The 26,699-nt window shown below is 60.8% G+C and carries 20 protein-coding genes and 3 pseudogenes; 15 read left to right on the plus strand and 8 right to left on the minus strand.

Annotated elements, in window-relative coordinates:
- Nucleotides 1–46: 46 nt before the first annotated feature.
- Complete coding sequence (locus tag ACAM52_RS01410; protein WP_369645887.1) at nucleotides 47–451, plus strand: hypothetical protein; 405 nt, start codon at nucleotides 47–49, stop codon at nucleotides 449–451.
- Between the two features lie 121 nt (nucleotides 452–572).
- Here ACAM52_RS01410 and ACAM52_RS01415 read toward each other — a convergent pair whose 3' ends face one another.
- A complete protein-coding gene (locus tag ACAM52_RS01415; protein ID WP_255221068.1) occupies nucleotides 573–1,457 on the minus strand; it encodes a cupin domain-containing protein in 885 nt (294 codons plus the stop codon).
- Nucleotides 1,458–1,742: 285 nt separating this feature from the next.
- Here ACAM52_RS01415 and ACAM52_RS01420 point away from each other — a divergent pair.
- A pseudogene (locus ACAM52_RS01420) lies at nucleotides 1,743–1,885 on the plus strand (IS701 family transposase); the annotation flags it as partial.
- 546 nt (nucleotides 1,886–2,431) lie between these two features.
- On the opposite strand, the gene ACAM52_RS01425 reads toward ACAM52_RS01420, so the two are convergent.
- The 4 genes from ACAM52_RS01425 to ACAM52_RS01440 all read right to left on the minus strand — a co-directional run bounded on the left by ACAM52_RS01425 (nucleotide 2,432) and on the right by ACAM52_RS01440 (nucleotide 4,515).
- Nucleotides 2,432–3,070: a hypothetical protein gene (locus ACAM52_RS01425; protein ID WP_369645888.1), complete on the minus strand. Its 639-nt coding sequence runs from the start codon at nucleotides 3,068–3,070 to the stop codon at nucleotides 2,432–2,434.
- 50 nt (nucleotides 3,071–3,120) lie between these two features.
- Nucleotides 3,121–3,438: a toxin-antitoxin system YwqK family antitoxin gene (locus ACAM52_RS01430; RefSeq protein WP_369645889.1), complete on the minus strand. Its 318-nt coding sequence runs from the start codon at nucleotides 3,436–3,438 to the stop codon at nucleotides 3,121–3,123.
- Nucleotides 3,439–3,514: 76 nt separating this feature from the next.
- The gene (locus ACAM52_RS01435) at nucleotides 3,515–3,922 is read right to left on the minus strand and encodes a hypothetical protein (RefSeq protein ID WP_369645890.1); all 408 of its coding nucleotides are present in this window, start codon (nucleotides 3,920–3,922) and stop codon (nucleotides 3,515–3,517) included.
- Between the two features lie 170 nt (nucleotides 3,923–4,092).
- Nucleotides 4,093–4,515, minus strand: coding sequence for a hypothetical protein (locus ACAM52_RS01440; RefSeq protein ID WP_369645891.1), 423 nt, complete (start codon nucleotides 4,513–4,515; stop codon nucleotides 4,093–4,095).
- Nucleotides 4,516–4,934: 419 nt separating this feature from the next.
- On the opposite strand from ACAM52_RS01440, the gene ACAM52_RS01445 reads away from it, so the two are divergent.
- From ACAM52_RS01445 to ACAM52_RS01500, 12 genes and pseudogenes are all read left to right on the plus strand, one after another.
- A complete protein-coding gene (locus ACAM52_RS01445; RefSeq protein ID WP_369645892.1) occupies nucleotides 4,935–14,789 on the plus strand; it encodes a hemagglutinin repeat-containing protein in 9,855 nt (3,284 codons plus the stop codon).
- Between the two features lie 5 nt (nucleotides 14,790–14,794).
- Entirely contained in the window at nucleotides 14,795–15,220 is a 426-nt protein-coding gene (locus ACAM52_RS01450) for a hypothetical protein (RefSeq protein WP_369645893.1), read from the plus strand.
- On the plus strand, nucleotides 15,177–15,719 hold the full coding sequence (locus ACAM52_RS01455) for a hypothetical protein (RefSeq protein ID WP_369645894.1): 543 nt from the start codon (nucleotides 15,177–15,179) through the stop codon (nucleotides 15,717–15,719). Before ACAM52_RS01450 ends, ACAM52_RS01455 begins: the two co-directional genes overlap by 44 nt.
- A gap of 2 nt (nucleotides 15,720–15,721) precedes the next feature.
- Nucleotides 15,722–16,456: a hypothetical protein gene (locus tag ACAM52_RS01460; protein ID WP_369645895.1), complete on the plus strand. Its 735-nt coding sequence runs from the start codon at nucleotides 15,722–15,724 to the stop codon at nucleotides 16,454–16,456.
- Nucleotides 16,457–16,572: 116 nt separating this feature from the next.
- Entirely contained in the window at nucleotides 16,573–18,288 is a 1,716-nt protein-coding gene (locus ACAM52_RS01465; protein WP_369645896.1) for a ShlB/FhaC/HecB family hemolysin secretion/activation protein, read from the plus strand.
- A gap of 66 nt (nucleotides 18,289–18,354) precedes the next feature.
- Nucleotides 18,355–18,798: a hypothetical protein gene (locus ACAM52_RS01470; protein ID WP_369645897.1), complete on the plus strand. Its 444-nt coding sequence runs from the start codon at nucleotides 18,355–18,357 to the stop codon at nucleotides 18,796–18,798.
- Nucleotides 18,799–19,093: 295 nt separating this feature from the next.
- Nucleotides 19,094–19,555 (plus strand): annotated as a pseudogene (locus ACAM52_RS01475) (transposase); the annotation flags it as partial.
- A 598-nt stretch (nucleotides 19,556–20,153) separates the two neighbouring features.
- Nucleotides 20,154–20,846 (plus strand): hypothetical protein, encoded by a 693-nt coding sequence (locus ACAM52_RS01480; RefSeq protein WP_369645898.1) that lies wholly within the window; start codon nucleotides 20,154–20,156, stop codon nucleotides 20,844–20,846.
- Nucleotides 20,847–21,046: 200 nt separating this feature from the next.
- Complete coding sequence (locus ACAM52_RS01485) at nucleotides 21,047–21,418, plus strand: helix-turn-helix transcriptional regulator (protein WP_369645899.1); 372 nt, start codon at nucleotides 21,047–21,049, stop codon at nucleotides 21,416–21,418.
- The gene (locus ACAM52_RS01490; RefSeq protein WP_369645900.1) at nucleotides 21,415–22,383 is read left to right on the plus strand and encodes a hypothetical protein; all 969 of its coding nucleotides are present in this window, start codon (nucleotides 21,415–21,417) and stop codon (nucleotides 22,381–22,383) included. The genes ACAM52_RS01485 and ACAM52_RS01490 overlap by 4 nt, the downstream gene beginning before the upstream one ends.
- Before the next feature lie 460 nt (nucleotides 22,384–22,843).
- On the plus strand, nucleotides 22,844–23,884 hold the full coding sequence (locus tag ACAM52_RS01495) for a hypothetical protein (RefSeq protein WP_369645901.1): 1,041 nt from the start codon (nucleotides 22,844–22,846) through the stop codon (nucleotides 23,882–23,884).
- A 131-nt stretch (nucleotides 23,885–24,015) separates the two neighbouring features.
- Complete coding sequence (locus tag ACAM52_RS01500) at nucleotides 24,016–24,372, plus strand: H-NS family nucleoid-associated regulatory protein (protein WP_369645902.1); 357 nt, start codon at nucleotides 24,016–24,018, stop codon at nucleotides 24,370–24,372.
- A gap of 75 nt (nucleotides 24,373–24,447) precedes the next feature.
- Here the strand turns inward: ACAM52_RS01500 and ACAM52_RS01505 are convergent, their stop codons facing one another.
- The 3 genes and pseudogenes from ACAM52_RS01505 to ACAM52_RS01515 form a co-directional block, all read right to left on the minus strand.
- The gene (locus ACAM52_RS01505) at nucleotides 24,448–24,690 is read right to left on the minus strand and encodes a hypothetical protein (RefSeq protein WP_369647822.1); all 243 of its coding nucleotides are present in this window, start codon (nucleotides 24,688–24,690) and stop codon (nucleotides 24,448–24,450) included.
- A gap of 47 nt (nucleotides 24,691–24,737) precedes the next feature.
- Nucleotides 24,738–24,833: pseudogene (locus ACAM52_RS01510) on the minus strand (hypothetical protein); the annotation flags it as partial.
- Nucleotides 24,834–24,856: 23 nt separating this feature from the next.
- Nucleotides 24,857–25,318: an Lrp/AsnC family transcriptional regulator gene (locus ACAM52_RS01515; RefSeq protein WP_369630334.1), complete on the minus strand. Its 462-nt coding sequence runs from the start codon at nucleotides 25,316–25,318 to the stop codon at nucleotides 24,857–24,859.
- A gap of 149 nt (nucleotides 25,319–25,467) precedes the next feature.
- Between ACAM52_RS01515 and ACAM52_RS01520 the strand changes: the two genes are divergently transcribed.
- Nucleotides 25,468–26,691, plus strand: coding sequence for a pyridoxal phosphate-dependent aminotransferase (locus ACAM52_RS01520; protein WP_369630333.1), 1,224 nt, complete (start codon nucleotides 25,468–25,470; stop codon nucleotides 26,689–26,691).
- The last annotated feature ends 8 nt before the right edge of the window (nucleotides 26,692–26,699 follow it).

Here is a 26,699-nt window from a genome sequence, read left to right on the forward strand (position 1 = left end):
AGTAGCGGACCGTCAGCGCCCGTCTCCAATCTTTGAGAATCTGTCCATGTACGCCTTGAAAATCTCAATCAACGGACGGGAGCCTGTCATCACAGGCGGCGCGACCGACCTGTGTGTGCTCTCTGCCATCCTGTCTCTGACGGGAAAGCTCGGGCCTGAGGCAGAACCACGTCGTGATGATGGGAGCGTCGACATTGACCTGCGCCTGGGAGGACTAACGGCACGCGCGAACGGCGCGGCGGACGAGCATTTGGACTGGCTGCGTGCCGATTTGCAGATCGGAGATGTAGTGACGATTCGCATTCTCGAGACTGATCACACTGACCCGGTGATTTCGGGGCGAGAGGCTGAGCGTATGGCGGACGATGAGCGGGCGTACTTCGAGCATTGCAAGAAGGCATATTTTGAGATGCGCGAGAAATTTGAGCCGTCACCGCAGCCTGGGGGCTAAAGGCCGAATGCGGCCAGAACCAGTCCTTCGTCACCGAGCTCTGATTCACCGCACAGCGGACGTTCGCAGCGCCGTCGCAAGACGCTGGATGGTATTTGGCCCGCTCCTGCAGGCCCGTTCTTCAGTAGGAGCCCGGAGGCGGAATGTGCTTCAAGCGTCGGGTCGTGGTCAGGCTGATGAATCGGGCGCGCGCGACACCGAGCCGCGCGCGCCCGGCGCCGACCACGCCGCCAACGGTCGATTTGACTGCGTCCGCGGTCGGCGACTCTCCCGGGTACGAGGGTGACAGGCCGCACTTTCGCATCAGCCGGTTCACCTGATGAATGCGGGCCACCTCGCGCGTGACTGCGGTGTAGAAGGTCACCCCGATCGAGATCGACAGGCGATTGCCAGCGGTGGTTCGGTCAACCAAGGATCTCGTCATGTGGGGCGAGGTGCTCGGGAAGTACACGGCATCCCCCGGGTGTGCATCGAACTCCTGTCCGCGCGGCAGGAAGGATTCATCGAAGCGCACTTTCTTGAGCGACTGCGTGACGATGAAGTCCTCCACGGCATCGGCCGGCACGATGCTGCGATCACGGTGATCCCATACGTTGAGGAGCTTGTGCCCATGCAACTGCAGCCAGAAGTTGTTCTCGCGATCGATGTGAAAGGGCGTGACGGAAGGCGGGGCAGAGAAGAAGACGAATCCATTCACCCTGAAGATGTTCGGTTGCTCGCGCTCCACGAGGGAGCGCATGGAGTTCACCACCAGCATCAGGAGCGCTTGATAGCGGGGGATGACCTCGATGTTGTAGAAGGCAACCGACGAACCCGGCTCTTCCATGCGTTGGAAGAATTCCTCGATGCTGCGCCCGTCGGGATGCCGGTTGTCGTGCGCGAGCGAGGACGAGACCGTTCTGTCCGGACTCATGAACCTGCATTGGTCCGTCTTCGAGAGTTCAATCCCGAGCTTCACAAGTTCGGGCACTTGAAACAAGGGGTGCTCGTGAAAGTTGTGGTGCATCGGCGTGATCCTCTGGGTAGAGAAGTTCCCGGGATCGTCCATCCACACACGGTATGTCGTTTCCGAGGTCCCGACAGAACTCATGCTGGTTGCGTGCATCGCACCCTCCAGATCGCTTTCGGACTCCCGCCCCCTTGAATGGGGTCGGGGTGAAGTCCGGGGGCAAAAGCAGTACTTTCAGGATCGATATTGGGGTGAAATTCTGAATACTTCCTGACTACAGATCGACGTCTCCTTGAGACCAGCCTCAACGAAGGACGTTGGGGTCTTTGTGCTGGAGGATCAGTGAGTGCAGTCGAGCGGCTCGATCTCCATCTTGGGCACCTGAGCGAAGGTCTTGGGGGCGCACGGACCGGTGCGCGGGCCTTCGTGGTTACTGCACGGGTCTGATGCTCCCCCTGTCGAGCAGGACCGTGGCGCCCATGTCCTGCGAGTGCCGCACACCTGACCGCGGACGTTGCGCCTACTGCATTTCGCCGTCTGAACGACCTGGCTCAGAACCTTCTCCAAAACAGCGAGCGTGATGCAGCCGTGGAGGTGAGACCATCTTCGTATTGACTGCCCAGGGGAGGGTAAGGCAAGCTCAACCAAGGGGGCGTTCGCGGAGAAGATGGAGGGGAAAAATGTTGTCTGCTATTCGCTCATTGGGCGTGCGCGTCTCTTTGTGGTCGCGCGAGACTTTCGACATGCTGGTGGCACTCGCCTTTGTCGGCGCGTGGCTCGTGCTCTGGTTCGGCGAGTAGGCGAGGCGTCCTGTGACATGCCAACGTCACAGCCCCTTGACCGATGGTTCCACGATCAGCCCCGAATCTCTGCCTAGTAATCGCACCTCGGCTGGATCGCCAGGGCTGGTGTTGCCGTCAAACCGCTTTGGGGCCCATTTCGGCCGCTCCGTTTAAGTGACCGCTTTTGGGAAGGCTTGGTGTCTGCCATGGGCCCAAAGCGGGCTTTGCCGAGTGCTCGATAGCGGTCGTTCAGAGACTCATCTCGTCTACCCTTTGCAGCATCGCCATCCGTCTTTCACGCGGAAACATGCCTTTTTCCAGAGCCAAAAATGCTTCCCGAACCGCAGCGTACCGTGGAGGGTTCACGAGTTTTGCAAGTATCAAGGCTCTCATCGCTAGATGCTCAATGGCGCCGCCGGCGGTCGGGTTTGTATCGGCCAAAGGGTTCTTGTTTACCCATTCCTCGACCTCCTTGAGATCAGCGAAGCGCGGGTAAAAAACCTTCTCCGAATGGTCAAGGAGGTCCGCAAGCTGACCAGCGACGTGTTCGACATCCGCTTCGACCGAAGTCAGCGAGACAGTCATGGGAGGTAGATGTCGCTCCCTGGGCTTGTATTGCAAGGTCCACGTATGCATCTGGTCCTCGCCGTAGACCATCCCCAACGTGTTCCAAGGGAGTTCGACCCGTTCGTGACGTACGTCGGCGAAGCAGTTGATTTCGTAGAACTTCCCGGCCCCCTTTGCGGTGCCCTGGTTTACGACCACGAACGAGTCTTCGCCGCTGTTTTGCTTCCGAACGAAGCAGTCCCATTTTTTTGAGAGCTCGAAGCCATGCTCGGCGAGCTTGGGTCGAAGAATTTTGGTGATTGCGCGCTCTATGCGGTCCATGTTTTCGATTTCGTTGTTGGCTTGTCCAACCGAATGACGGCTCCTGCCCGTCAGTCGTCGTAGTCTGTGCTCGGCTCTTCGGTTCCGTCGGGCTTCCAGAATCGCCAGACTCCGACTTCCTTGCCCGCGCGGTAGCGGCCCTCGGCCGCAGGCTGCCCGTTCGAATGCAAGTCGCGCCAAAGCCCGTCCTCCTTGCCATCGACATACTGCCCTTCGGACGCCACCGTGCCATGCTCGTGGTAAGCAACGAAGAGGCCGTGCCGAATCCATCGGGTCTTGTCGGGTGCCATCACCCTCGCATAGCGGAACTTGACGGCTCCTGACTCGTAGGGAATTTCGGCGATGTTGAGGTCAGCTTCGATGGTCATGCTAAGGCATTGACGGGAATTGGCGGGCGGGCGGGAAGGTCCGGTATTGGCCGACTCCGGCCTCCCTGCGATTCGGTCACTTGCGGCCAGAGTACCGTGCTTTCCGCCAATCCAAGTAGCCCGGACTGTAGTACTCACCCTTATCAAGATGAACGCAAAAATAGGCGCCATCTGCAATCTCTTGCGCTCCCTGATGGGTCACGAGCTCCGCCACTTCTCGAAGTGTCCGCGTCGATGCTAGCCGGTCCATGAACCCTCTCGCAACAGAGCACGCGCTTGCTTCGTCCATTCCGAAGTGCTCGGTCAGCTGGCGCGCTGATGAACGCAAGCTCATCTCGATGACCACTTCGGGCGGCGGCTCCTCGAAGAACTCGCTCGCCCATTGCTGAACAATGGCATCACTCAGTCGGTCAGCAAGCATCGATGGCGCATGATGAGCAATGACCAGGTCACCCGATTGCTCGAGCTGCTGTAACTCGGACAACAGCTTGGCTGAGATAGCGTCACGGAGTGGTCGTTCTAGCATGTGGCTTTGTACGAAAGTGCATGTTGGGGCGGCGCGATGAACGACCGGTTTTGGCCGACTGTAGCCGGTCCATCTGCCGTCGCGAAGAGGACCGAAGCCGCCATAGACTCCCCTCCAAAAAGCGCCGGTCAGTCATCAATTTCGAGTACAGCGAGTTCTCCGGTGAACTCGATGGCGTCCCCTACTTTTAAGGAGTGACTCCTTTCCATTTCCACAAGAATTGCCGGCCCACCTTCTGAGATTAGGCAATGGAAGCTGTAGGCGTCAGAGATATCAAGGACGGTGGTTGCGATCTCGCAGCGGGGCGACGAGGCCGTCGACTGCACAAACGAGTGGTTTGCTGAAGAAACTTGCGGACGGACTTCGTTGACAAACTGAACCTTGATCTGAAAAGAGAGCTCGCTTCCTTCCACGAAGCGCTCAGCTTCCCGATTGTTCTCTTGAGGTTCAATGGTCCCTATCCAATAAACGGCCCGGCCGTCGACAACGACTTCGAGAGTGCGTTCGTATCCGTTGCGAATGACGCGACTCAGTTTTCCTGTTAACTGCATGTGTTGGTCGTAGGTCCTCTTGTGGCCGATACTACCTATTCCTTGAGGCCGTCAAACGAGCGAACTACCGTTGATTGGTTGCTCGGCGGGGTGCGCCTGGTGCCTTGCCCTGGCCCATGCGCGACCTAGGCCCTACGGCACCTATGGCGCTTGGCCAACCGACGGTAATAGGGCATTTACGTCGGTGTCGTTAACGTGAACCGAGGTTTGTGGCGGGCCGGTTTTCAATTGAAAACAATTGGCATTGACTTCGTGTAAGTCGTAGGGACTACTTTTAAGAGTCACTGGCGCAAGCTTAGTCAAACTGTGACGAAGTGCCGTGCGCCCGAGGTCTCCCCCTTCCCATAATTGACCGCCGATGCTGCGTCTTGTCACAGACTGCGTCGCGAGATACCAACTATCAGGGGAGCACCAAGAACATGAACCGTCATCTGTATCGCATCGTCTTCAATGCAGCCCGAGGCATGCGCATGGTGGTGCAGGAGACGGCGTCCAGCACGGGCAGAGGGCGCTCCAAGGCGAGCTCGGTTGCATGTTCGATGCTGGTGGGGGGCGCCGCAATTGCACCCCTGCTCGTGGGCGCTGCACTGGCCGGCATGTTCGCTGCGAGTTCGATTCATGCGCAGATGGTTGGCGCACCCAACGTTCCCGGTAACCAGCGACCCACGGTTCTTGTCGCCCCCAATGGCGTGCCGTTGATCAACATCCAGACGCCTTCAGCGGCCGGTGTCTCGCGCAACATCTACAACCAGTTCAACGTCGGCCCGAATGGGGCGATTCTGAACAACAGCCGCACCAACGTGCAGACGCAACTCGGCGGCATTGTCCAGGGCAATCCGTTCCTCGCGACGGGGCCCGCGCGGATCATCCTGAACGAGGTCAACGGCGGCAACCCGAGCCAGCTGCGCGGCTACATCGAAGTCGGCGGGGCGAGGGCCGAAGTGATCATTGCCAACCCGGCCGGCATCAGCGTCGACGGCGGCGGCTTCATCAACGCGAGCCGCGCCACGCTCACCACCGGGACGCCCCAGTTCAATGCGATGGGCGGGCTCGACAGTTTCCTTGTGCGCGGCGGCACAGTCACCATCGACGGTGCGGGTCTTGACGCCAGCAAGACGGACTACGCCGCCATCCTGGCCCGCGCCGTGCAAGCCAACGCGGGCATCTGGGCCAGCGAGTTGAAAGTGGTGACCGGGGCCAACCAGGTCTCGGCCGATCACAACCAGGTTGCGCCGACCGCAGGCACCGGCGCCGCGCCCACCTTTGCACTCGACGTGGCGGCGCTGGGCGGCATGTACGCCGGCAAGATCACATTGATCGGCACCGAAGCGGGCCTGGGCGTGCGCAATGCAGGAACCATCCAGGCCGCGCCGGGGACGCCTGTACTGGGCGGTGCCGGCCAGCTCGTCGTGACGAGCGCCGGCCGTCTAGAGAACATCGGAACCCTGCAGGCCACGGCCGATGCGAACCTGGCCGTGTCGAGCATGGCCAACAGCGGCCGCATCAGCAGCGGCGGCAATCTGAAGATTGCCGCACAGGACACGCTGGCCAATTCGATCGACGGCAAGGGCGGCACGCTGGAGGGGGCGCGCGTCGAGTTGAGCAGTGCCGCAGGCAACATCGACAACCGCAATGGCGGCACGATCCGCCAGACCAGCAGTGCGCCGCTGTCGATCTCCGCACCGGCATTGAGCAACACGGGCGGTGGCGTGATCGGGTTGGAGCCCGTTTCGGAAACGTCGTCGCAGCCCGGTGGCGGCACGGGTTCCGGCGCCGGCGGCGGCGCCAACCCTGGTACGCCTGCGGAAGGCGGCAACGCCGGATCAGGCACGGGCTCCGGTGCAGGCGAAACAATCACACCGGCGCCCTATGTGCCTCCTTCGCCCGGTGTCATCGAGGCGGCGGGCGCCATCCTGAACGATGGCGGAAAGATCTACGCGGGCGGTCCGATCACGCTGCAGAGCGCGAACATCAACAACAACGGCGGGACCCTGAGCCTCGCCAGCATGAGCGTCAACCAGCCGACCTTCGACAACCACGGCGGCACGCTCAACGTCAGCAACGGCTTCAGCGCCAACGTCGGGCAGTTCGACAACACCGGCGGCAAGCTCAATGCAGGTTCGCTGAACATCGTCACGAGCGGCGACCTGATCAACGTCGATGGCTCGCTCGCCAGCGGCAGCGATGCCAGCCTCACGGTTGGCGGTAAGGCGGACAACACGCGCGGCACGATCTCGGCCACTGGCAGCCTGACGGCGCAGGTGGCGGGGGCCATGAACAACAACGCCGGCACGCTGATTGCCAATCAGGCGGTGGTGCTGGGCGCTGGCAGCCTCGACAACACGAAGGGCAGCATCAAGTCGGCGCAGGCCGGCGTGCAGGTCAACGTGGTCAATGCGCTGGTCAATGGCAGCGGTGGCTCGGTTGGCGCGGCGACCGATCTGAATGTCAAGGCGGGTTCGATCGCCAACAGCGGCAGCTTGCGGGGCGAGAACGATGTCAGCGTCGTGGCTGATGGGCAGTTGGCGAACGACGGCAGCATCACGGCAGGCCGCCACACGACGGTCGCGGCAGGCAGTGTGCAAGGTGCAGCGACAGGTGTCCTCGGCGCAGGCATCCAGAGCGACGGGAAGCTCGGCGGTGTGGGCGACTTGCGTGTCACGACGTCCGGGGCGTTGGTCGCGAACGGCACCAACCTCGCGGCGGGCGATGCCGTGCTGCAAGGCGCGAGTGTCGATGTGTCGGGCAGCCAGACCAGCGCGGCCAACATCGCCATCACTGCGACGCAGGGCAATGTGACCACCAGCAAGGCAACGGTGGTGACGCCTGGAACGCTTGCGATCGCGGCCAACAGCAATGCTGCGCAGACACTGGTCAACGAGGGCGGAAAGCTCAACGCGGATCGGTTGGATCTGAAGGTTTCCAACATCTCCAATACCCTCGAGGGCGAGATCGTTCAGACCGGCACGGGCGCGGCCACCATCGCCGCGAGCGGGACGTTGAACAACGACGGCGGTCGTATCGCCAGCAACGGCCTGGACATGACCTTGAAGGCCGCGACCATCACCAATAACGCGGGCAAGATCGAGCATGCCGGCTCAGGCACGCTGGCCATCACAGGTGGCGGATACGAGGGGGCGGCAACGGGAGGTGTCGCGAGCAAGATCACGACCAACGGCGCCCTGATGGTCGCGCTGTCCAGCGCCTTCAACCAGGACGGTGGCGAGACCAGCGCCAAGCAGATCACCATTGATGCGGGCTCCTTGAGCAACCGAGGCGGTCAGATCGTTCAGGTGGGCGGAGAAGTTGCGCGCGTCACGGTCGCCGAAGCGCTGGACAACACCGGCGGCACCATCGCCAGCAACGGCGGCGCCAGCATCTCTGCCGGCAGTCTCACGAACCGCGCTGGAACCATCCGTGCAGCCGAAACTTCCAGTCTCGGTTTGGCAGTGGACGGCATCCTCGACAACAGCAACAAGGGCGCGATCAGCGCAGGCGGCAACACCCAGATCACCGCCGGCCAGCTGAACAACGACAGTGGCAGCGCAACGGCTGTCGGCGATCTGAGTCTCACCATCGGCGGTGCCGCGACAAACGCGGGAGGCACCCTGGCAGCCAACGGCAACACGACGCTCGTTGCCAACACGCTGAACAACAGGCTCGGCACCGTTGCGGCAGTCAAGGGCAACCTGGCCGTGACCACCTCCGGCGTGACGACCAATGACGAAGGAACGCTGCAGGCCGGAGGCAAGGTTACCCTGGCCAATGGGGGGCTGATCAACACGGGCGGCACGGTTTTCGGTGACAGCCTGACGGTGGACACGCGCGGCAATGCCCTGGACAACAGCGACAAGGGAACGTTGGCAGCGACCACCACCGTCGATCTGAAGTCGGGCGCGTTGAACAACGACGCCGGACTGATCCAGTCCGGCGCCGCGATGACCATCGACACGAAGGGCCAGACGCTTCGCAACACCAACGCCGCTGGCTATGACAACAAGCAGGGCGGCATCACGAGTGCCGACACGCTCGACATCAAGAGCGGTGCAGTCGATAACGCGGCCGGATTCATCGGCGCCAAGAATGCGCTGACCGCCAATACCGGCGCCTTCTCCAACTCTGGCGGCGGCATGGTGCTGGGTCAATCAACCGTTGCGATCGAAACAGGTCTGGCGGGGTATGACAACAGCAGTGGACAGACCCTGGCAGTTGGGGACCTCAACCTCACCACAACAGGACTTGCCAATGTGCAAGGCCTGATCCGGTCCACCGCGACGACCACGCTTCATGCCGTGGGGCTTGACAACGCCGGGACGCAGGGCGCAGAACTGGGCATCGAAGGCAAGAACGTCAGCATCACGGCCCAGTCGCTCTCCAACAAGACGGGAGCAATTCGCGCGGACGAGAATGCCACGCTCATCAGCAGCGGGCAGATCGACAACAGCGCAGGCTTGGTATCGGCGGGCAACACGCTCACCGTGAGGGACCCCGGTGCAGTCAAGAGCCTGTCAGTGCTCAACACCGGCGGCACTCTGATTGCCGGCAAGAACGTTGTGCTCGACGCAGGTTCGGTTACGTGGGACGGAAAGCTGCTGTCGCAGGGCGACATGAGCCTGGCGGTCACCGAGGACATCGCGTTCGCCGCAGGCAGCGAAACCATCGCCAACCACAACCTGAACATATCGACGGCCGGCAACATCACCAACGGTGGCAAGCTGACCGCCGGCAACGACCTCACGCTCTCTGCAAAGGACATCAACAACACCGCGACTGGCGACATCCAGGGGAAGAACACCACGCTGAACGCCAGCGGAACGTTGACCAACCGTGGCGTCATCGATGGCATCGAGACCCGGATCAATGCCGGGACGCTCGACAACATCGGCACTGGTCGCATCTACGGAGACCACATCGCGATCGGTGCAGGCACGCTCAACAACGGTGCGGAAACCGTCAACGGTGTGGCGTCGGCCGGCACCATTGCGGCACGCAACCGACTGGACATCGGTGCCGGTACCATCAACAACCGCGATGGTGCGCTGATCCTGAGCGGTGAAGACCTCTTCATCGGCGGCAAGCTGGTCGACGGCAAGGCCAGCGACGCTGCCGGCACGCTGAACAACCATGCGGCCACCATCGAAGCGGTCGGCAATGCAGACATCAAGGCCAATGTCCTGAACAACACCAACGGCGGCGTGACGTGGAGCACCCAGACCGCGTCGGATGGTCAGCAGCACACGGAATATGCATTGCCCGGCAGCTCGACGCGCTACGACGCGAGCCAGCTGGTGTTTGTGATCACCCAAGGGCCGGCCATGGGCGTCCTGTGGCGCAGTTTCGTCAACACGGGGATTGGGCCCGTTGCCGGCCAGTTCGCTGGAATTCTGGTGCCGTCCGCCAGCTACCCGTTGTCCCGGTACAAGGCGTACTACGCGAATCCGCCGCGCAACAGCAGCGATTTGCAGGGCATACGCTATGTGAATATCGATGTCAGCGAGACCTTCACAGAGCCCGGCGCCTGGTACTCGCGCTCCGATCCGATCTGGGCCACGTTCGGCGTGACACCACCGGCGACAGACACGCCAGCTGACGATGCGCAAAGGACCGCTTACCTCGAAGCTCACAAGCGCCTCGATACGGCGACGGCAGCCTTCATCACAGACGTGTACGACAACTACGCGCGCTCGTACTACGCCTGGGTCTACACCGAGTCGACCACCGTCCCCGTATTACAAACATCTTCGCCCGCGCGAATCATCGCTGGCAGCAAGATGGATATCGCCGTTGGCAGCGGCACCAACGACATGAGCCAGATCTTGGCCGGTGGTGCGTTGAATGTGACCGGCGGAACGATCGCGAACAAGAACGTCGAAGTATCGGGCTCGCAGATTCGTACTGGCGTGCAGCTGTTCCAGGCCGGCTACGGCGATGGAGAGCAGGTATCTCCCTACAACTCCAGTGTTCCGATCACCGTGACTTTGGCTGCCGCACGGCAGGAGGGAAACATCGCGGTCTCGGGGAGCGGGGCAGGCACCGGCAGCTTGACCCTCGGCCATACCAACGAAGGCGTGGCAGGCGCTGGTGGCGTGACAGCTGTCGGCCCCGCTGGCGTCGGCGGTGGCACCGGGCCCTCGGTGAACGCGCCGGGAGCAGGCTCGGGCGGGAGCACCGGTCCCATCGTTCATCCGATCATCGAAGTTCGTCTGGCCGCCAGCAGTGGCACCACGCAGGTTGTACGCACGACCTTGCCGGGGCTGAGCTTGCCCACTGCCAGTTTGTTCCACACGCATGCCGGGGCTTCCAGCCGCTACCTGATCGAGACCGATCCGCGCTTCGCGGGATATCGCAACTGGCTCAGTAGCGATTACCTGTTGAACAACCTGGGGCAGGACCCGAACAACACGCTCAAGCGCCTGGGCGACGGCTACTACGAACAGCGCCTGATCCGCGAGCAGGTGGCGCAGTTGACGGGGCAACGCTACCTGGACGGCTACGACAGCGACGACAAGCAGTACGCCGCGCTGATGGACGCCGGGGTGACGTTCGCGCAGCAGTACGGTCTGCGTCCGGGGATCGCGCTCACGGATGCGCAGATGGCCCAGCTCACCAGCGACATCGTATGGCTGGTCGAGCAGACGGTTACTCTGCCGGATGGCTCCTCGCAGCGTGTGCTCGTGCCGCAGGTCTATGTGCGGGTGAAGAACGGCGACATCGATGGTTCGGGCGCGTTGCTGGCTGGCAAGGAGGTCAACATCAAGCTCGATGGAGATTTCGTCAACAGCGGCACTGTGGCGGGGCGCAAGACCGTCAACATCACCGCGGAAAACATCCAGAACCTGAATGGACGAATTTCCGGTGGCAGCGTCGATCTCAAGGCCAGAACCGATCTGAACAATATCGGCGGCACCATCGATGCGGCGAGTCAGCTCAAGGTCGAGGCTGGTCGTGACATCAATGTGCGGACCACAACCAGCAGCAGCGGCCTGGCGTTGGACCTCACGCCGGGCGCAGTGAGTCTGCGTGGTGCGACTATCGTGGATCGCGTGGCAGGACTCTATGTGAGCGACCCGAAGGGCGTGCTCGTGGCTTCGGCCGGCCGCGATGTCAACCTGATTGGCGCCATCGTCTCCAACAGCGGCAAAGAAGGCACGACCGAGATCGGTGCGGGGCGTGACATCAATCTGGGCACCGTCACGACGGGAAGGCAGGATGCGTCATGGCGCGATACGCGCAACTTCCGGGCCGAGGCGAGCACGCAAGAGGTCGGCACCCGCATCGAGACCAGCGGGGATATCAGCCTGCATGCCAAGCGAGATGTCAATGTGCGCGCGGGCTCCATCAACAGCGCGGAAGGGGCATTGAATGTGACCGCGCAGCGCGACATCAACATCGTCGAGGGAAATTCCGGATCGGCCCTCAACGAGATGGTGTACCGAAACGACAGCGGCTTCTGGGGCAGCGACACCAGCTTGCAGCGTGGGACGTCCAGTGGAACGCAGGTTATCGGCAGCAGCCTGGGCGGCAAGACCGTGACGCTGGGCGCTGGCAATGACATCTACATCCGAGGCTCCAGCGTCGTGAGCGACAAGGGCACGGAGCTTTGGGCCAATAACAACATCACCATCGAAGCCACCACCCAGAACAAGGCCAGTGACTTCACGCGCGAGGAATCGAAGAGCGGGATGTTCGATGCACGCTCAGGCTGGACCTGGGGGCAGCAGCGGGAAAACAGCAGCGGCAGCCGGGAGCAGAGCACCGCTGTGGGCAGCACCGTGGGGGCCATCGACGGCAACGTCACCATCACTGCCGGCAACCAATACCGGCAGGTGGGCAGCGATGTGATCGCGCCGGGCGGCAACGTCGACATCCAGGCGCGCGACGTGCAGATCGTCGAGGCTCGTGAGACCAGTCGCAGCGAAAGCACGAAGAGCTTCTCGCAAAGCGGGATCACGCTGGGCATCAAGGCGCCGCTGATCGACGTGCTGCGAAATCTCGAGGAGACCACCCAGGCGATGGGTGAAACCAAGAGCGACCGCATGCAGGCGCTGGGCGCGGCCAGCATGGCGCTCAGCGGCTATTCGGCGTACCAGGACGTTTCCAAGGCCGCGGCCACAAATAAGGGGACCGGTGCCGTAAGCATGGGCGCGACCCTGACGCTAGGCAGCAGTTCCAGTGAGACGACCAGCACGCAAAGCGCCGACACATCGGCCGGCTCGCGCGTGCAGGCCGGCGGCAATGTATTCATCATTGCAACGGGCGGCGGAAGAGACTCCAACATCCTCATACGTGGCAGCGAGATTGGTGCCGGTAAGAACGTCAATCTCTCGGCGGACAACAACGTCACGCTTGAAGCGGCAGCGAACACGAAGAGGCAAAGTTCGACCAGCCACAGCAGCAACGCGAGCATTGGCGTGGGCTACAGCTTCGGGCAGAGCAATGGCTTCACGATTGAGGTGGCTGCCGGTAGCCAAAGCGGCCGAGACAACGGTACGGATGGTGCATGGAAAAACACTACCGTCAACGCAGGGCAGCAGGTCAATATCACCAGCGGCGGCGACACCACCCTGCGGGGGGGCACGGTTGCCGGAAACCGCATCAACGCGGACGTGGGCGGCAACCTGAACATCGAGACCTTGCAGGACACCAGCACGTATCACAGCCAGAACAGCGGAGGGGGCTTCAACGCCACCATCTGCGCCTGGTGGTGCACAGGCGAAAGCAGTGTCAGCGTGAATGCCCACAACATGCGCGGAGATGGTGATTTCGCAAGCGCGACGAAACAGAGCGGATTCCTGGCGGGGGGCGGCGGCTTCGGCGTGAAGGTGGGAGGCAACACCAATCTGGTGGGCGGTGTGATCAGCAGCACGGATGCGGCAGTGAGCGGTGGCAAGAACAGCTTCTCGACCGGCAGCCTGACGATGAGCGATTTGGTCAACCACGACACCTTCAAGGGCAGTGGGTACAGCATCAGTTTTAGTACGAGCACTTCAGGCTCGGGGTCGGGCGGCCTTGGCATCGGCAGCAAGGACGTCAATCAGACCAGCACGACACGGAGCGGCATTTCTGGGATCGCCGGCAACACCGAGGTGCGCACGGGGGTGGACAGCACCAATGCACTGCGACAGACAGATTTCGATCAAGCGATGCGGGATGTGGGCGCGCAAGTGCAGCTCACGGGCCAGTTCGGTGTGCAGGCAACGCGCGCCGCTGGCAGCTACGCGGATCAGAAATTCCAAGAAGCGGTTGACAACAAGGACGCAGAGGGGCAGCGGCTTTGGGGTGTCAATGGCCCCTATCGAGCGGCACTTCATGCTGGCATCGGTGCGTTGACAGGGGGCGTCGCTGGGGCTGCCGGAGCGACAGTGGCATCGTTGAGCATCACGGAGCTCGGCGCAATGATCTACAGGCTCGGATTGCCTGGCCCCGTGGCGCAAGGACTGACGCAAGCTTTGGCCTTGGTCATTGGGGGCACGCTGGGAGGTTCCGCAGGTGCGGCGGGAGCTTTCAACGAAGCGAGCAACAACAGCCTTGGGCTGCTCATGCGGATCGGGCAAATTTCCGCGCAGTTCGCGCAGCAGGGCTGGAGTGCGTTGGCTGCGGACGCTCAGGCGCTGGCGATCATGTGCGCACAGTCTCGGGCGTGTGCCGCCTTGTTGACCACGTCCATGCTGCTCGCGATCAATACCTCGCAAGTCCGGGCACCTGAACCGACGGGCGCAAGTGCGATTCCCGTGGGGCCGCTAAACCCGCTGCCGCCGCCAGCCCCGATGATCAATGTGCCGGTTGCTGTTAGTGGCGGCAACACCACTACGCCAGGGACGCCTCTCCCAGGGCAGAAAAACCCGGGAAAACAAATTCCAGATATCGAAATATACGAAAATATTGTTGGCGGCGGATTTGGCGCAGGGGGCGTTTCGCCGAATTCAAATTTGACTTATTCGATCCCCCCTTCTATTACCGATGGAGCCGGAAATTTGCCGCCGGGAATTGGGGGCGTTGGAACCCCAATTCCCATGCCGCCGTCGATCAATCCCAATCAAACAGCTGAAGATTTTGCGAAAAAGGCATTTAATGGGCAAATTCCATCGTCAATCGTAAGCGTCGAGGGTGGGTGGCTTGCAAAAATGCCAGACGGAACTACGATTCTGTATCGTCCTGCGGGGCAAGCTACAAAGACAGACTCCACAACTGCCTCTGTAGATGTGAATAACCCCAGCATTCGAGGCATTAATAGAAATACTCCCGCAAAGTTTAAATTTCCCAGGGGCAACTAAATTCAATGAATAAAGATAAAAAATTATTGGCACTCTCATACCAAAGAACGCTCATATATCTGGGATTGGAAGATATTTCTGCCGTGTTCATGCTTCCGGAGATTGGCGGAGGGCAAGGCGTAAATGAGGACGGACTGTGGGTGACTTCCGTGGCAATATTCCTGCGCATCAATCTCAATTGCGGGTTTATCGAAATTGCGAGTGGAAGTGAGTTGATTGAAAACTGTGATGTCCCAAGTTTGCTGGAGTCTGTTTATTTAAAATCCTCTCCGGAGAGTCAGCCGGAAATCTGGATGGGAATTCAATTTTCGGCCACGAAGAAGCTCAATGATTTATTAAGGCTTAACAACCTTCTTCGCTGGGAGGCAATGTCGGAAGAGGTGAATCATGGATTTATTGGTTCGGTATTTGATGCGTATGAAGAATTTTGAAGTCGATATTTTGGATTTTCGATTTGACCGAAAAAAACTCGTCAATGCGTCGTGTGAAAGTGGCGTAGCGAAATTCCGATCAATCTGCGCCATCTTGTTGGCCTGCGTTGCACTCGCCGCCTGCCGGACCGCACCCTTGTACGAGCCCACTCGCCGCGCATTGGTAGCGGCAGAAGAAGACGAAGAGCGCACAACCGTCGGCCAGCCTGTGCCGGGCACCGCGATTGCACGGCTTCGCACCGGCATGACCTACGCAGAAGCCCGCCAGATCATGGGCAAGCCGGATGCCGAAACGGTCAACAACACCGGCAAGGCATGGATACCCACGTACAACGGAACAGACCGTTGGCGCCACTACCTCGCTTACAAGGGGCAGGGCGTGCTGGTCTTCGCCGGCGCGGCAGGCGGTGAGATCGCCGAGATATCCCGCACCAAGGCTTACACGCCCGACGTGCTGATCCAGATCGTTCACAACCCCAGGGACACGGGCCGGTTCTGAGAATGAAGCTGTCACACCTGCTCCCCCGCGCAGTCGTTGTCACTGCGGCTCTTGCCGGCGTGCTTCTTTCTGGCTGCGCTCGATCGCCCGTCTCGCTCGTCCCGCAGCCTCCGCTGGCGCGCGTCGTGGTGGTTCCCGTGGCCCCCATCGACAAGCTGCACACCGAAAACAAGGGCATCCCTCTTGGGGTGTTGTGGCAGTCGATCGCGGACCGCATCAAGAGCTCTGACTTCAATGCCCGTATGGAGACGACGCGCAAGGACATGGGGCCGAGGCTGACGGCGGCGTTGGTTCGTCAACTGGCCGCGCAGGGTTACGAGGCGAGGGCGCTCGAAGGCGCGGCGGGCCGATCTGGTTTGCCGGATATCGACGAAAGCCAGTTGCCCGAGTCCGACGCTGTGCTGCGCATCTCCCTCAACGAGGTCGGTATGTACTCCGCCCGTTTTTCGAAAGACTATGTGCCGCGCGTCAACCTGAGTGCCTATCTAGTTCGAGGGAAGACGGAAGACAGCCTCTATAGCGAAACGCTCTACTACGGCGCAGATGCGAGTGGTGACGCGTCGTGGAGCGTGCCAGCGAATCCCGATCATCACTGGTCGAGCTTCAACGAGCTGTTCGATCATCCACAGGAGGTCGCCCAGAGCTACGACTACGCGGTCGATGCGCTGGCGGCAAAGATCGTTCAGAACATTCGAGCGCAGGCTCCGCCGGCCGCCGTGCGTTCTGCGAGGCCTTGAGCCCCCAGTCAAGCCAAGGCTTGCATCTTGTTTTCGGGTGGTGGATGCACCGCCCCGTGTGCGACGTACGCAGATAGAACGACCAGGGAGAGAAATTGAAAGCAAATTCGCGAGCCATGCTGGCTGGCGTGCTGTTGTGCGGCCCCTTGTGGGCTCATGCCCAGGTTCCCAGCGCACCACAACCTTTCGTCGAACAGCAGCGCCAGCAAGAACGCGAGCGTGCATTGCGCGAGCAGAACGAACGCACTGTCGACCAGCGCCCGCAAGCCGCACCTCCAGCACCAACCCAGCGCATCCCCGAATCAGAGTCCCCGTGCTTCCGCATCGATCGCGTCCTGCTGATCGGCGAGCAGTCCGAATCCTTCCAATGGGCCGTAGCCGACCTGTCCGGCCCCGAGCGCAATGATTCCCCCATCGGTCGCTGCCTTGGTACTGCCGGTGTCAACGTCGTGCTCGCACGCGCCCAGCAGGCAGTCATCGCACGCGGTTACGTGACCACCCGGGTGCTGGCCGCCCCGCAGGATCTCTCGACCGGTACCCTGACCTTGTCGCTCGTGCCCGGCCGCATTGCCGCCATTCGGTTGACGCCGGATTCGTCGCCCGCGTTGCTCGGCAGTTCAGCGCTACTGACCTCAGCCATCCCCGCACGCCCCGGCGATCTGCTGAACCTGCGCGACATCGAGCAGGGCCTCGAAAACCTCAAGCGCGCTCCGACCGCAGAAGCCGACATCCAGATTGAGCCCTCCACCGCGCCCAATGCAAAGCCTGGCGACAGCGATCTCGTCGTCAAGTACGCGCAGTCCAAGAAATGGCGCGTCGCGCTGAGTCTGGACGACAGCGGCACCAAAGCCACGGGACGCAACCAGGCCGGTGTCACGGTGTCGGTGGACAGCCCTCTGGGCCTGAATGACCTGTTCTACGTCAGCGCCAACCACAGCATCAACAGCCATTTCCTGTCCGAGCCCAGCTATGGCACCGAAGGCCAGACGCTGCACTACTCGGTGCCGTACGGCCATTGGCTGTTGGGCTTCACGGCCTCCAACAGCCAGTACCACCAGAGCATCGCCGGCCTGAACCAGGACTACATCTACGCGGGCAAGTCCAACAACGCCGAGGTCAAGCTCTCGCGCCTGCTCTACCGCGACCAGAGCCGCAAGACGACGATGGCGATCAAGGGCTGGCGGCGCGAGTCGCACAACTTCGTCGATGACACCGAAGTCGACGTGCAGCATCGCGTGGTGGGCGGTTGGGAGTTGAGCCTGAACCACAAGGAGTTCATCGGCGAGGTCACCCTCGAAGGCACGCTGGCCTACAAGCGCGGCACGGGTGGCTTCGGTTCGCGTGCTGCGCCTGAAGAGGAGTTCGGCGAAGGCACTTCGCGACTGAAGCTTTACACGGCCGAGATCAGCCTCAACGCACCGTTCAAGCTCGGCGAACAGAAGCTGCGCTACTCCGGCCTGGTCCGCGCGCAGTGGAACCGCACGCCGCTGACGCCGCAAGACCGCTTCTCCATCGGTGGGCGCTACACCGTGCGTGGCTTCGACGGCGAAACCAGCCTGATGGGCGAGCGCGGCGTGTTGATCCGCAATGACATTGGCTGGGCGATGGGGCAGAGTGGGGCGGAGCTGTACGCAGGCTTGGACTACGGCCATGTCGGCGGTCGCTCCACGGCCGATCTGTTGGGCCGTCATCTGGCGGGTGCCGTGATCGGCGTGCGTGGCCAATGGAGCAAGCTGAGCTACGACTTCTTCGTCGGCGCCCCTGTTGCCAAGCCTGAGGGCTATCGCACGGCGAAGGTCACGCTCGGGTTCAATCTCAACGCGAGCTTTTGACAGAGCTTGATCGCCGATCCGCCTATGGACCCCAAGCCCACAGTGATGCAAGACAGTGAGACCAGCATGCACGGAAATTTCAAGGCCATTGCGGCTTTCGCATCGGCCGCCGCAGTGATGCTCGCAGGCTGCGCCGCCGCGCCTTACCGCGCGCCTGGCACCGAGACGGCTCCGCTTTCCAGTCTTGCCGTCGTCAAGTCCGGGCCGCGCGGAGCGTCCTACTTTCACTCGATCGATGGAGAAAGAGTGCCCCATGTGCTTCTGCCCGTGGACCGCTGGGAAATAGTGCCCGGCGAGCACGCCGTGGTGGTCGGGCTCAGGACGCACCCGCAATTCCAGGCGAGCACCATTCCCATGAAGTTCGTCGCGCTCGCCGGGAAAACCTACGTGATCCAGTATGAAGTCAAGACATCGTGGGGTCGCGGCACGTGGCGTGGATGGATCGAAGACGAGAGCGGCATGACGGTCTCGTTCCCAGACACTACCCGGTCGAGTCCGGTGAGCAAGTAGAACGATGCATCCTCATTGCCGGCCGAAGCATTGGGTTCTTGGCGGCCGTGCCGGTCGCGGCCGATGATCCGTTCTATGTTGCAAAGCCTAAAGGTCATCCGGATGGCCAGCCTGCAGCCGAAGGATGCTATCGCGAGGGCTAGGAGGTCGGGGTGTGGCGGTTCTGGAATCCTGATGGAACCGAAGAGCCGAGCACGAATTTCAACTGGCGGCCGATTGTGTTGAAAAACTCTCCCGAATCCCAGTAGATGGCTTGCCGTTTGCATGCGCTTCGTGATCGATGGAGGTACGCATCATGATGGGTCAAGGCACCGCTCAAGATCAGCTGTTCTACGCATTCAACCTCGACGATCACGTCCCGCTTGATCACCTGCTTCGAGGCGTTGATCGCTTCCTCGATCTGAGCGAGCTACGCCAACGTCTTGCGCCGTTCTACAGCCACACCGGCCGGCCATCGATTGATCCCGAACTCATGATCCGCATGCTGGTCATCGGCTACTGCCTGGGCATCCGATCCGAGCGCGGGTTGCGCGAGGAAGTCCATCTCAACCTGGCCTACCGATGTTTCTGTCGCCTGGGCCTGGAGGACAAAGTGCCTGACCATTCCACTTTCTCCAAGAACCGGCATGGCCGCTTTCGCTGGAGCAATGCATTCCGATTCGTCTTCGAGGCGGTGCTGGACCGCTGCATGACCGAAGGGTTGGTGCAAGGGGAGGGATTTACCATCGATGCCAGCGTCATCAAGGCCGACGCTACGTCAAGCAGCATCCTTGGTGCATGCCGACCGACGATGTACGCTGTTCGCTCGAGCCGCGCGCTGGCACTGTGCTGACCGAGTTCCGTCGTCTCGGCGTCGCGGGCGCTGGAGCGGGTGGTCTCGCGGTTTGAGAGCGTTTCGGCGGAAATCAGACTGCGCGTGATCTGCGCAATACGCAGGAGTTTGAACCGGTAGCAGGCGGGCGGCTCGATCCGACACTCGGTGGCGGTGACCCACTGTTCGAAAAATGACCGCGAACCGGATGGTCGTCGCGCTTTTGGGGCAGATGGTGCGCATCGACTTGCCATGCCGCCTTGTCGGCGAGATGAGCAACCGCCGATAACCAGGCGTTTACGTGCCTGTGGTTATCGTTGGTTGGCAACCCGTCCCGCCTCGATTCTGGACGCAGCTTCCAGACTCGAGGTGGAGCGTAAAAAAGCCGAACCTACCAATGAAAAAGTCGCAACTGCGTCCTTCTACCTTCTCCTGACCAGCACTTGATGGCGATGCCGAATCCGTGCATCGGGCATCATCGATTGCGGTGTAAACCGTCCGAGAAACCTGGCGCTACCGATGGCGCCGCAATGCTGGAGAGTCGATGACGAAGGAGAGACCCAATGGCAAGAACCTGGAGCAGTACAAGGGGGCAGGCACCTGGTCGCGAAAGCGATGGGCTTGGGAGTTTCTTAGAAGAAACGTCGACTTCCTCGAGCGGTGCAAGGAATTAAAGAAGAACGTGCCTGGGGCACTACCAGCCGAAGATGTCGCAAGACAGTTCGGGCTGAAGCGCTTCAAGTCAGCGGCTGAGCCTTTCTGGAAAAAGGGCGAATTCCAGAAGCCACGCTTTGTTGCTGAGTCTGTTCCAAGTTACTCACGTCTGGTCGATGAGCAGCCTGCGCGCCGCGTTCGACCACTGAAAGTTGGTGAAGTCGCTTTCATACTTAATCTCGATACTGCTTTACTCCATGCTGCGTCACTGCGTAAGCAGATTGCTGTCGTAACGAAGATCGCGAAGAAAAGGCTGGGTGAGCTCGCGGAGCTCAGAGAAGTCGCAACGGTGCCGAAGCACAGGATTCACGAAAACCAGTTGCTCTCATTCATCCGAATTCTCGATGCCCGGGCGGCGGGAATGAAGCGCCGAGACGTTTTTGAACTGGTTTTTCCTGATGAAGCAGAGCAGTGTGCCCGCAAGGCTGGCACCTGGGAGGATGTCTACAGTCCACTCGAGGCTCGCGCCAAAGAGTACGCGGCGGGTGACTACATAAAACTCGTGCTCACCGACAAGACATGACCTGACAGGCAAGCTGTGGTGCCGCTGCGGTTACCACAGCCACCTCTCTCTTCCAGCTTGCAGCAATGGACTGCATAAAAATCTGTTGGAGTCCGGTGTAGGCCAAGGTTAGCCATTGCGCTGCACTACAAAAAAACCGCTCCGAGTTCGAAGATTCCCCCTGTCCAGCGCTGGATCTATCGAAACTACTTGGAGCTAAATTGAAGAAGAAATTTCCCCCATCCCTATCGGCGTCCGAAGCAACCCGGGTGGGCAATCACCTGTCGCTCTCGGCCGATCATGTCGCCCGTGCCAGGGACACCGCCGATTCGGCAAAGGTCCTCGGTACGGCGGGTGCCTCCGTCTGGCAAACGGAGCAACTATCGTGCGGTGCTCCGGCCCTGTTGACGTTGCGCGACGTTTCGCACATCACCAAGATGTCGCGCAGTTCGTTGTACAACATGCTGGCAGCGAACGAGTTCGTCCGCCCGTTCAAGATGGGCCGTCGCTCGATCCGCTTTCTCGACTCCGAGGTTCGCGCATGGATCGAAGAGCGTGTTGCGCAGCGCGATGCCAAGGAGCAGAGCCTGTGAGCAAGAAATCGAAATCCGATTCGCCGCATGGCGCCAAAACCGAGTCGCCGGAAGGCGAGCGCTTCAAGCTTCCCGCCCTGCCTAAAGGCCTGGTGATCTGCTGCGGACTCACCTCCGAAAGCGAAGCGATGGTGCGCGCGGTCTTCGAGCACGGTATCCGGCTCGGGTCATCCCGTGGTGCCGTTCGCTTCCCCGGCAAGCGCAACGTTACGGCATTGCACCTGGGGACTCGCCGCGTTGCGCGCATTGCCAACAAGCTTGCGGGACTCTTCGTGACCGATCCGGATGCAGAAATCGGGAACCTCGACGTGGAAGGCCTTGCGTCCACAGCGGGACCCTACGACTGGAACAGTCCGGAGGCCCGTCAGGTGCTGAAGGAACGCGTGAAGGCCGCCGAAGGGCATTGCGTCACCTTCTCGATGTCGCTCAGCAGCCGTGCGGAGTCACGACTGGTCAACACGCTCGGGCACGTTGCTGAAGACGTCGAGCGCGCCAAAGGCTTCGCCGTTTGCTTTGTCAAGGGGGCGCAGGCATTCGCACAGCCGCTGACCGGCATAGGTACGGACGCTGTGATGATCGGCGACTGCGACCCGAGTCCCGGCGCAGCCATGGCGTTCTCTGCGACCAGTCTTGCGGCACAGCCCTTCCATAGCCTGGGGCTTGGTCGCGTCATGTGCGACGTGTACTTGTCGGACGACAAGGCGCGACGCGTCTATCAGCCGTTCGTGTCCGAAAAACTCGACACCCGCTTCATGTGGTTGCTCAAGAGCCAGGGACTGTCGAACGAGCAGATCGGCGAGGTGTTCTGGGGCATGGCCCGAACGACGATTGCGCGTCGCCTCGAGCCGCTCCCGCCGCCTCGCGAGGTGACCCTGAAACCGGGGTGGGTCGAGACCTATGCGAAGCGACTTGACCTGGACGAGGAGCTGATCCAACAGCTTCTTGACCGCAAGAAGAACCAGTAGCTGCACTTCTGAGGGCGCCAAAAGTGCAGGGGGTGCACGGCGTGCGTAGCGGTCGCTGATCTTGACGCCGTTTTGGCGATCGGCAATTCGCGCACCCGATGCACAGTGCTTGCAGGGGGCCGATTTTGGCCCTTTTCTGCAGGTTTTCCTGTGCAGTGTCTCTTTTGACACCAGCACTAATAAGAGGGTAGTTGGGTATCTGCATAGGGCTGAGGGGGACAGTGGCAAAGGGCTATTCCTGTGCTCTGGATCCCCTCTTCATGGTCAAGTGACTTGGGCTTGCTCTGCATGTCGACCTGAACCAGAGCAGGTCTCAGTAACGCCCGGCGCTGTCTCTGCGTTCAACCAACTGCTCTGCCTAGCCCATCCGGTCCCCCGTTCGGGCCTTGTAAATACCGTCGCAGGAATCGCAAGGACATCTTGCGCTTCGCTGCCTTCAAACACAAAGCAGGAGCTACACATGAAGATGAAATACATCGAGGTCGTGCCTCGAATGTCGGCGCCTGTCGTCGACCACCTCGCCTACATCTTGCCGTTGGGCATCGGTATGAATGGCGTGAAGTACGAGAAATTGATGCTCGCCATCAATCGCCGCGTCAAGAGCGCGCTCACCAACGGAGAGTGCAAAACCTGGTACCCCCGCGGCAACCGCTACAAGATGGCGATCGAGTTCAGGCCAAGCGCCGATACGTCCATCAAAATCGGCATCGGGGCGACCCGCAAAGAAGTGCAGAACGGCGATATTCGGATCTCGCTCAACCCAAGCCGATTGACGAAGGAGGACGTCAAACGCTTTCACGCGTTCATGCAAGAAATTATTGGAAAGCGATACGCAGACTTGTTGAGTGCCCCACTGATCAATCGGATCGATGTTGCTGTCGACATCGTGGACCTTGAGCTGGATCGGTTGCTTGTCAGATACGCCTATGCGCAGCGACACACGGTGATCATCAAACGGCTGAACGGCAAGGGACGCGTGGAGGGCTTCAACCTTGGCAGTGTCAGCAGCGACTACTTCACTGCTGTCTACGACAAGAGCGCGGAGCTGCTCGACAAGGCCGTAAAGCAGATTGCACGTCGCGGAAGTGGAACGGAATCCACGAAGAGCGTGGCGATTAAACAGTTGAAGGCGGCGCGCGGCAATCCGCCCACTGTGCGTGTCGAAGTGCGCGGCCGCAAGGTTCGGGGCAAGTCGGTTCGCGAAGTACTGAAGCTGACGGATCGATTCGAGCGCCTGAACTTCGTCGCTCTCGACGCTGAGCTGGCCAAGACGATACGAAGGTCGACGTTGGAACTGTTTGTCTCGGCCTGCCGCGATCGTGGCGTCAAGGCGGCACTCGAATTGTTTGAAGGCGATAAGAGCCACACCAAGCTAAAAGCGCTTTGGACGAACAAGCCGACGTGGTGGACCCCCGACAAGGTATGGCGGCGGGCCGTCAAAGGCTTGAAGTCGCTGGGAATTTTCGCCGACGATACCTTCAAGAAGCCCAGCAAGGAGTAAGACGGGCAGGGCGCCGCCGTCCGCCTTGCGTCATCGAATCGCACATCCTCTCGAATTGGCGATATATGCTGACATTAAGCCAGTGTCTTTCGGGATTAAGCTTGCCCCCATTTTTAATTCAGGACTAATTTATGGCAAAGACTTTCCTCCAGGTGCAAAAGCAGATCGAGCAGCTTCAGAAGGAGGCTGAGCACTTACGCAAGAAGGAGGCCGATGGCGTGCTCAGTCGCATCAAAGAGGCAATCGCGGTGTATGGCTTCACCGCTACCGATCTCGGCTTTGGTAAGGCATCTGGTCGGGTGGCAGTGGCTAGGACGGCCATCGCGAAGAAGACGAAAAAGTCCAAGAAGGCTTCTGTTGCTGCAACGGGCGCACCCAAGTTCAAGGACGACCAAGGCAACGTGTGGAGCGGCCGCGGTCCTCGCCCGGCTTGGTTCAAGGCTGCGCTCGAGGCGGGCAAGTCCGCTGACGAGCTGTTGGCCAAATAGTAAAGCTGCCACTCGGGGAGGCCCGAGTGGCATCCGGCTCATGCAGTCAATAGCGAGCAGACAGCGCTTCAAGCGCTAACATCGCGAAGCAACTGGTTGATAGATAGCCTGGGCCCGCTTTGCTGCCTCCGCCCTCTGGGCCTCGCAAATGTTCGGCAGCTCCAACCCTTCGTCACCGGCCGCGTACAACCCGCCGCCAAAGTCGCTGTCGTAAAACTGGCCGTCGCGCTCCCCTCCATCGTGGTACGCGCGCATGGTCGAGATGGTGAGGTCGCGCCCGTGCAGCAATGCCAACTGCTGCCATTGCCAGGCGTCCATCGCGTTGTCCGAGTCCAGCGCCTGGGTGGCAAGCGCCCGAATCGAGTCCATATCACCGCGCGCAGCCAGTTGCGCTCGCGCCCGGCCGACAGGCGCACCACCGTCGTCGGCATCGTGATGCGCGCGACCGCTATGGTCCGCACGAGCGTGCACGCACGATGACGTCCTACAGCGGAAACTCGGTCGTGCGCGAGACCTTCCGCAGCGGAATCTCCGTCTCGACGATCTTGACGCAGCGGATCTTGGTCAGATGGTGAGCCTGGAAGCGCTGATAGTCATCCAGATCAGCAGCGACCACCCGCAGCAAGAAATCATAGCTGCCCGCCATCAGGTGGCACTCCAGCACTTCACGCATGCTCTTGATTTCCGACGCGAAGTTCTCGATTGCGTCGTAGTCCTTCGTGTCCAGCGTCACCCGCACAAATATCGTCATCTTCAGGCCAATCGCTGCCTGGTTCAAGAGCGCCACGTAGCGCTCGATGACACCGGCCTCTTCAAGCAGCTTAACGCGCCGCAGGCAGGGCGAAGGCGACAGGCCCACGAGTTTGGCCAGGTCCGTATTGGGAATGCTGGCATCGCGCTGCAGCGCCTGCAGGATTCGTCGATCGATCGCATCCAAAGTTTTCATTGGTATCTAGTGCTTTATTTGAAGAAAAGCTTGGCGCTCGATGTCAAGTTGGCTGGTGGGCATGGACAAATTCGCTACCAAATGCCTCTCTCAGAGGCGGAAAATTTTAAACGAGCCCCGCACTGAAACCAACCCGCTCTCAGAACACCATGACCACGCTCGCCGCCGACAGATACCGCTTGGCTTCTCGTATGAAAACCTTGGAGCCGTCTCCCTTCCTCGCGGTGCTGCAAGCAGCACGCAAGGTGGAGGCGCAGGGACGCAACGTGATCTACCTGTCCATGGGTGAGCCTGACTTCGCAACGCCGGAGCACGTGAAGCAGGCCGGCATTCAGGCCATCCAGCGCGGCGAAACGCGCTACGCCGCCATGGATGGAACCGTGCAGCTCAAGGACGCGATTTGCCGCAAGCTGCTGCGCGACAACCGGTTGACCTACCAAAGAAACCAGATCACCGTCACAGCCGGCGGCACACAGGCGATCTTCAACACCATGCTGGCCACCGTAGGCCCTGGAGACGAGGTGATCCTGCCCGCGCCGTTCTTTCAGCCATACGTGTCTGCCATTCTTCTCTGCGGCGCAACGCCCGTTGTCCTTCCGACGCGCGAGGAGGAGGGTTTCGTACCGCGTGCCAAGCGCATTGCTGAGGTCATCACCGAGAAGACCCGATGGCTGATCCTGAACTCACCTTCCAATCCGGCCGGTGCCGTGATCGATCGCACTGAACTGGCGGACATTGCTGCGCTGCTGCGGCAGCATCTCAACGTGCTGGTGTTCTCCGACGATATCTACGAGTCCATCTACTACGGGGACGACCCTCTCAGCAACATCGTCAACGTGGCCCCCGACCTGGCGGATCGCACGTTGATTCTCAACGGCATCTCTAAGGCTTACGCGATGACTGGTTGGCGCATCGGCTACCTCGCCGGGCCGGAGCCGCTCGTCGCCGCCGTGTCCCAGGTCACCGCGACATCGACGTTCACGGCCTCAACGATTGCGCAAGCCGCAGCGGTCGAAGCGCTGGACGGCACTCAGGAATCGCTGGTGACACAGAACGCCGCCTACCGCAACCGTAGGGATCTGCTGGTCCGAAAGGTTAATCAGATCCCTGGACTGCACTGCAGAGCGCCGGACGGAGCGTTCTACCTGTTCATCAACTGTTCGCATTTCGTGGGCAGGTGCACGCTTGAGGGCGCACTGATCGACGACGACCTCGCATTCGTGCTGCATCTGCTGAACCACTCGGGCCTTGCCAGCGTGCAGGGTTCGGCCTTCGGGATGCCGGGATTCATCCGCATTGCGTATGCAGCGTCGGAAGAGACCTTGAACGATGCGGCCGACCGACTTGCGGCCGCGTGCGCTGCACTGCGCTGATTTGGCCC

The sequence above is a fragment of the Variovorax sp. V118 genome, from assembly GCF_041154445.1.
Taxonomy (GTDB): Bacteria; Pseudomonadota; Gammaproteobacteria; order Burkholderiales; family Burkholderiaceae_C; genus Variovorax; species Variovorax boronicumulans.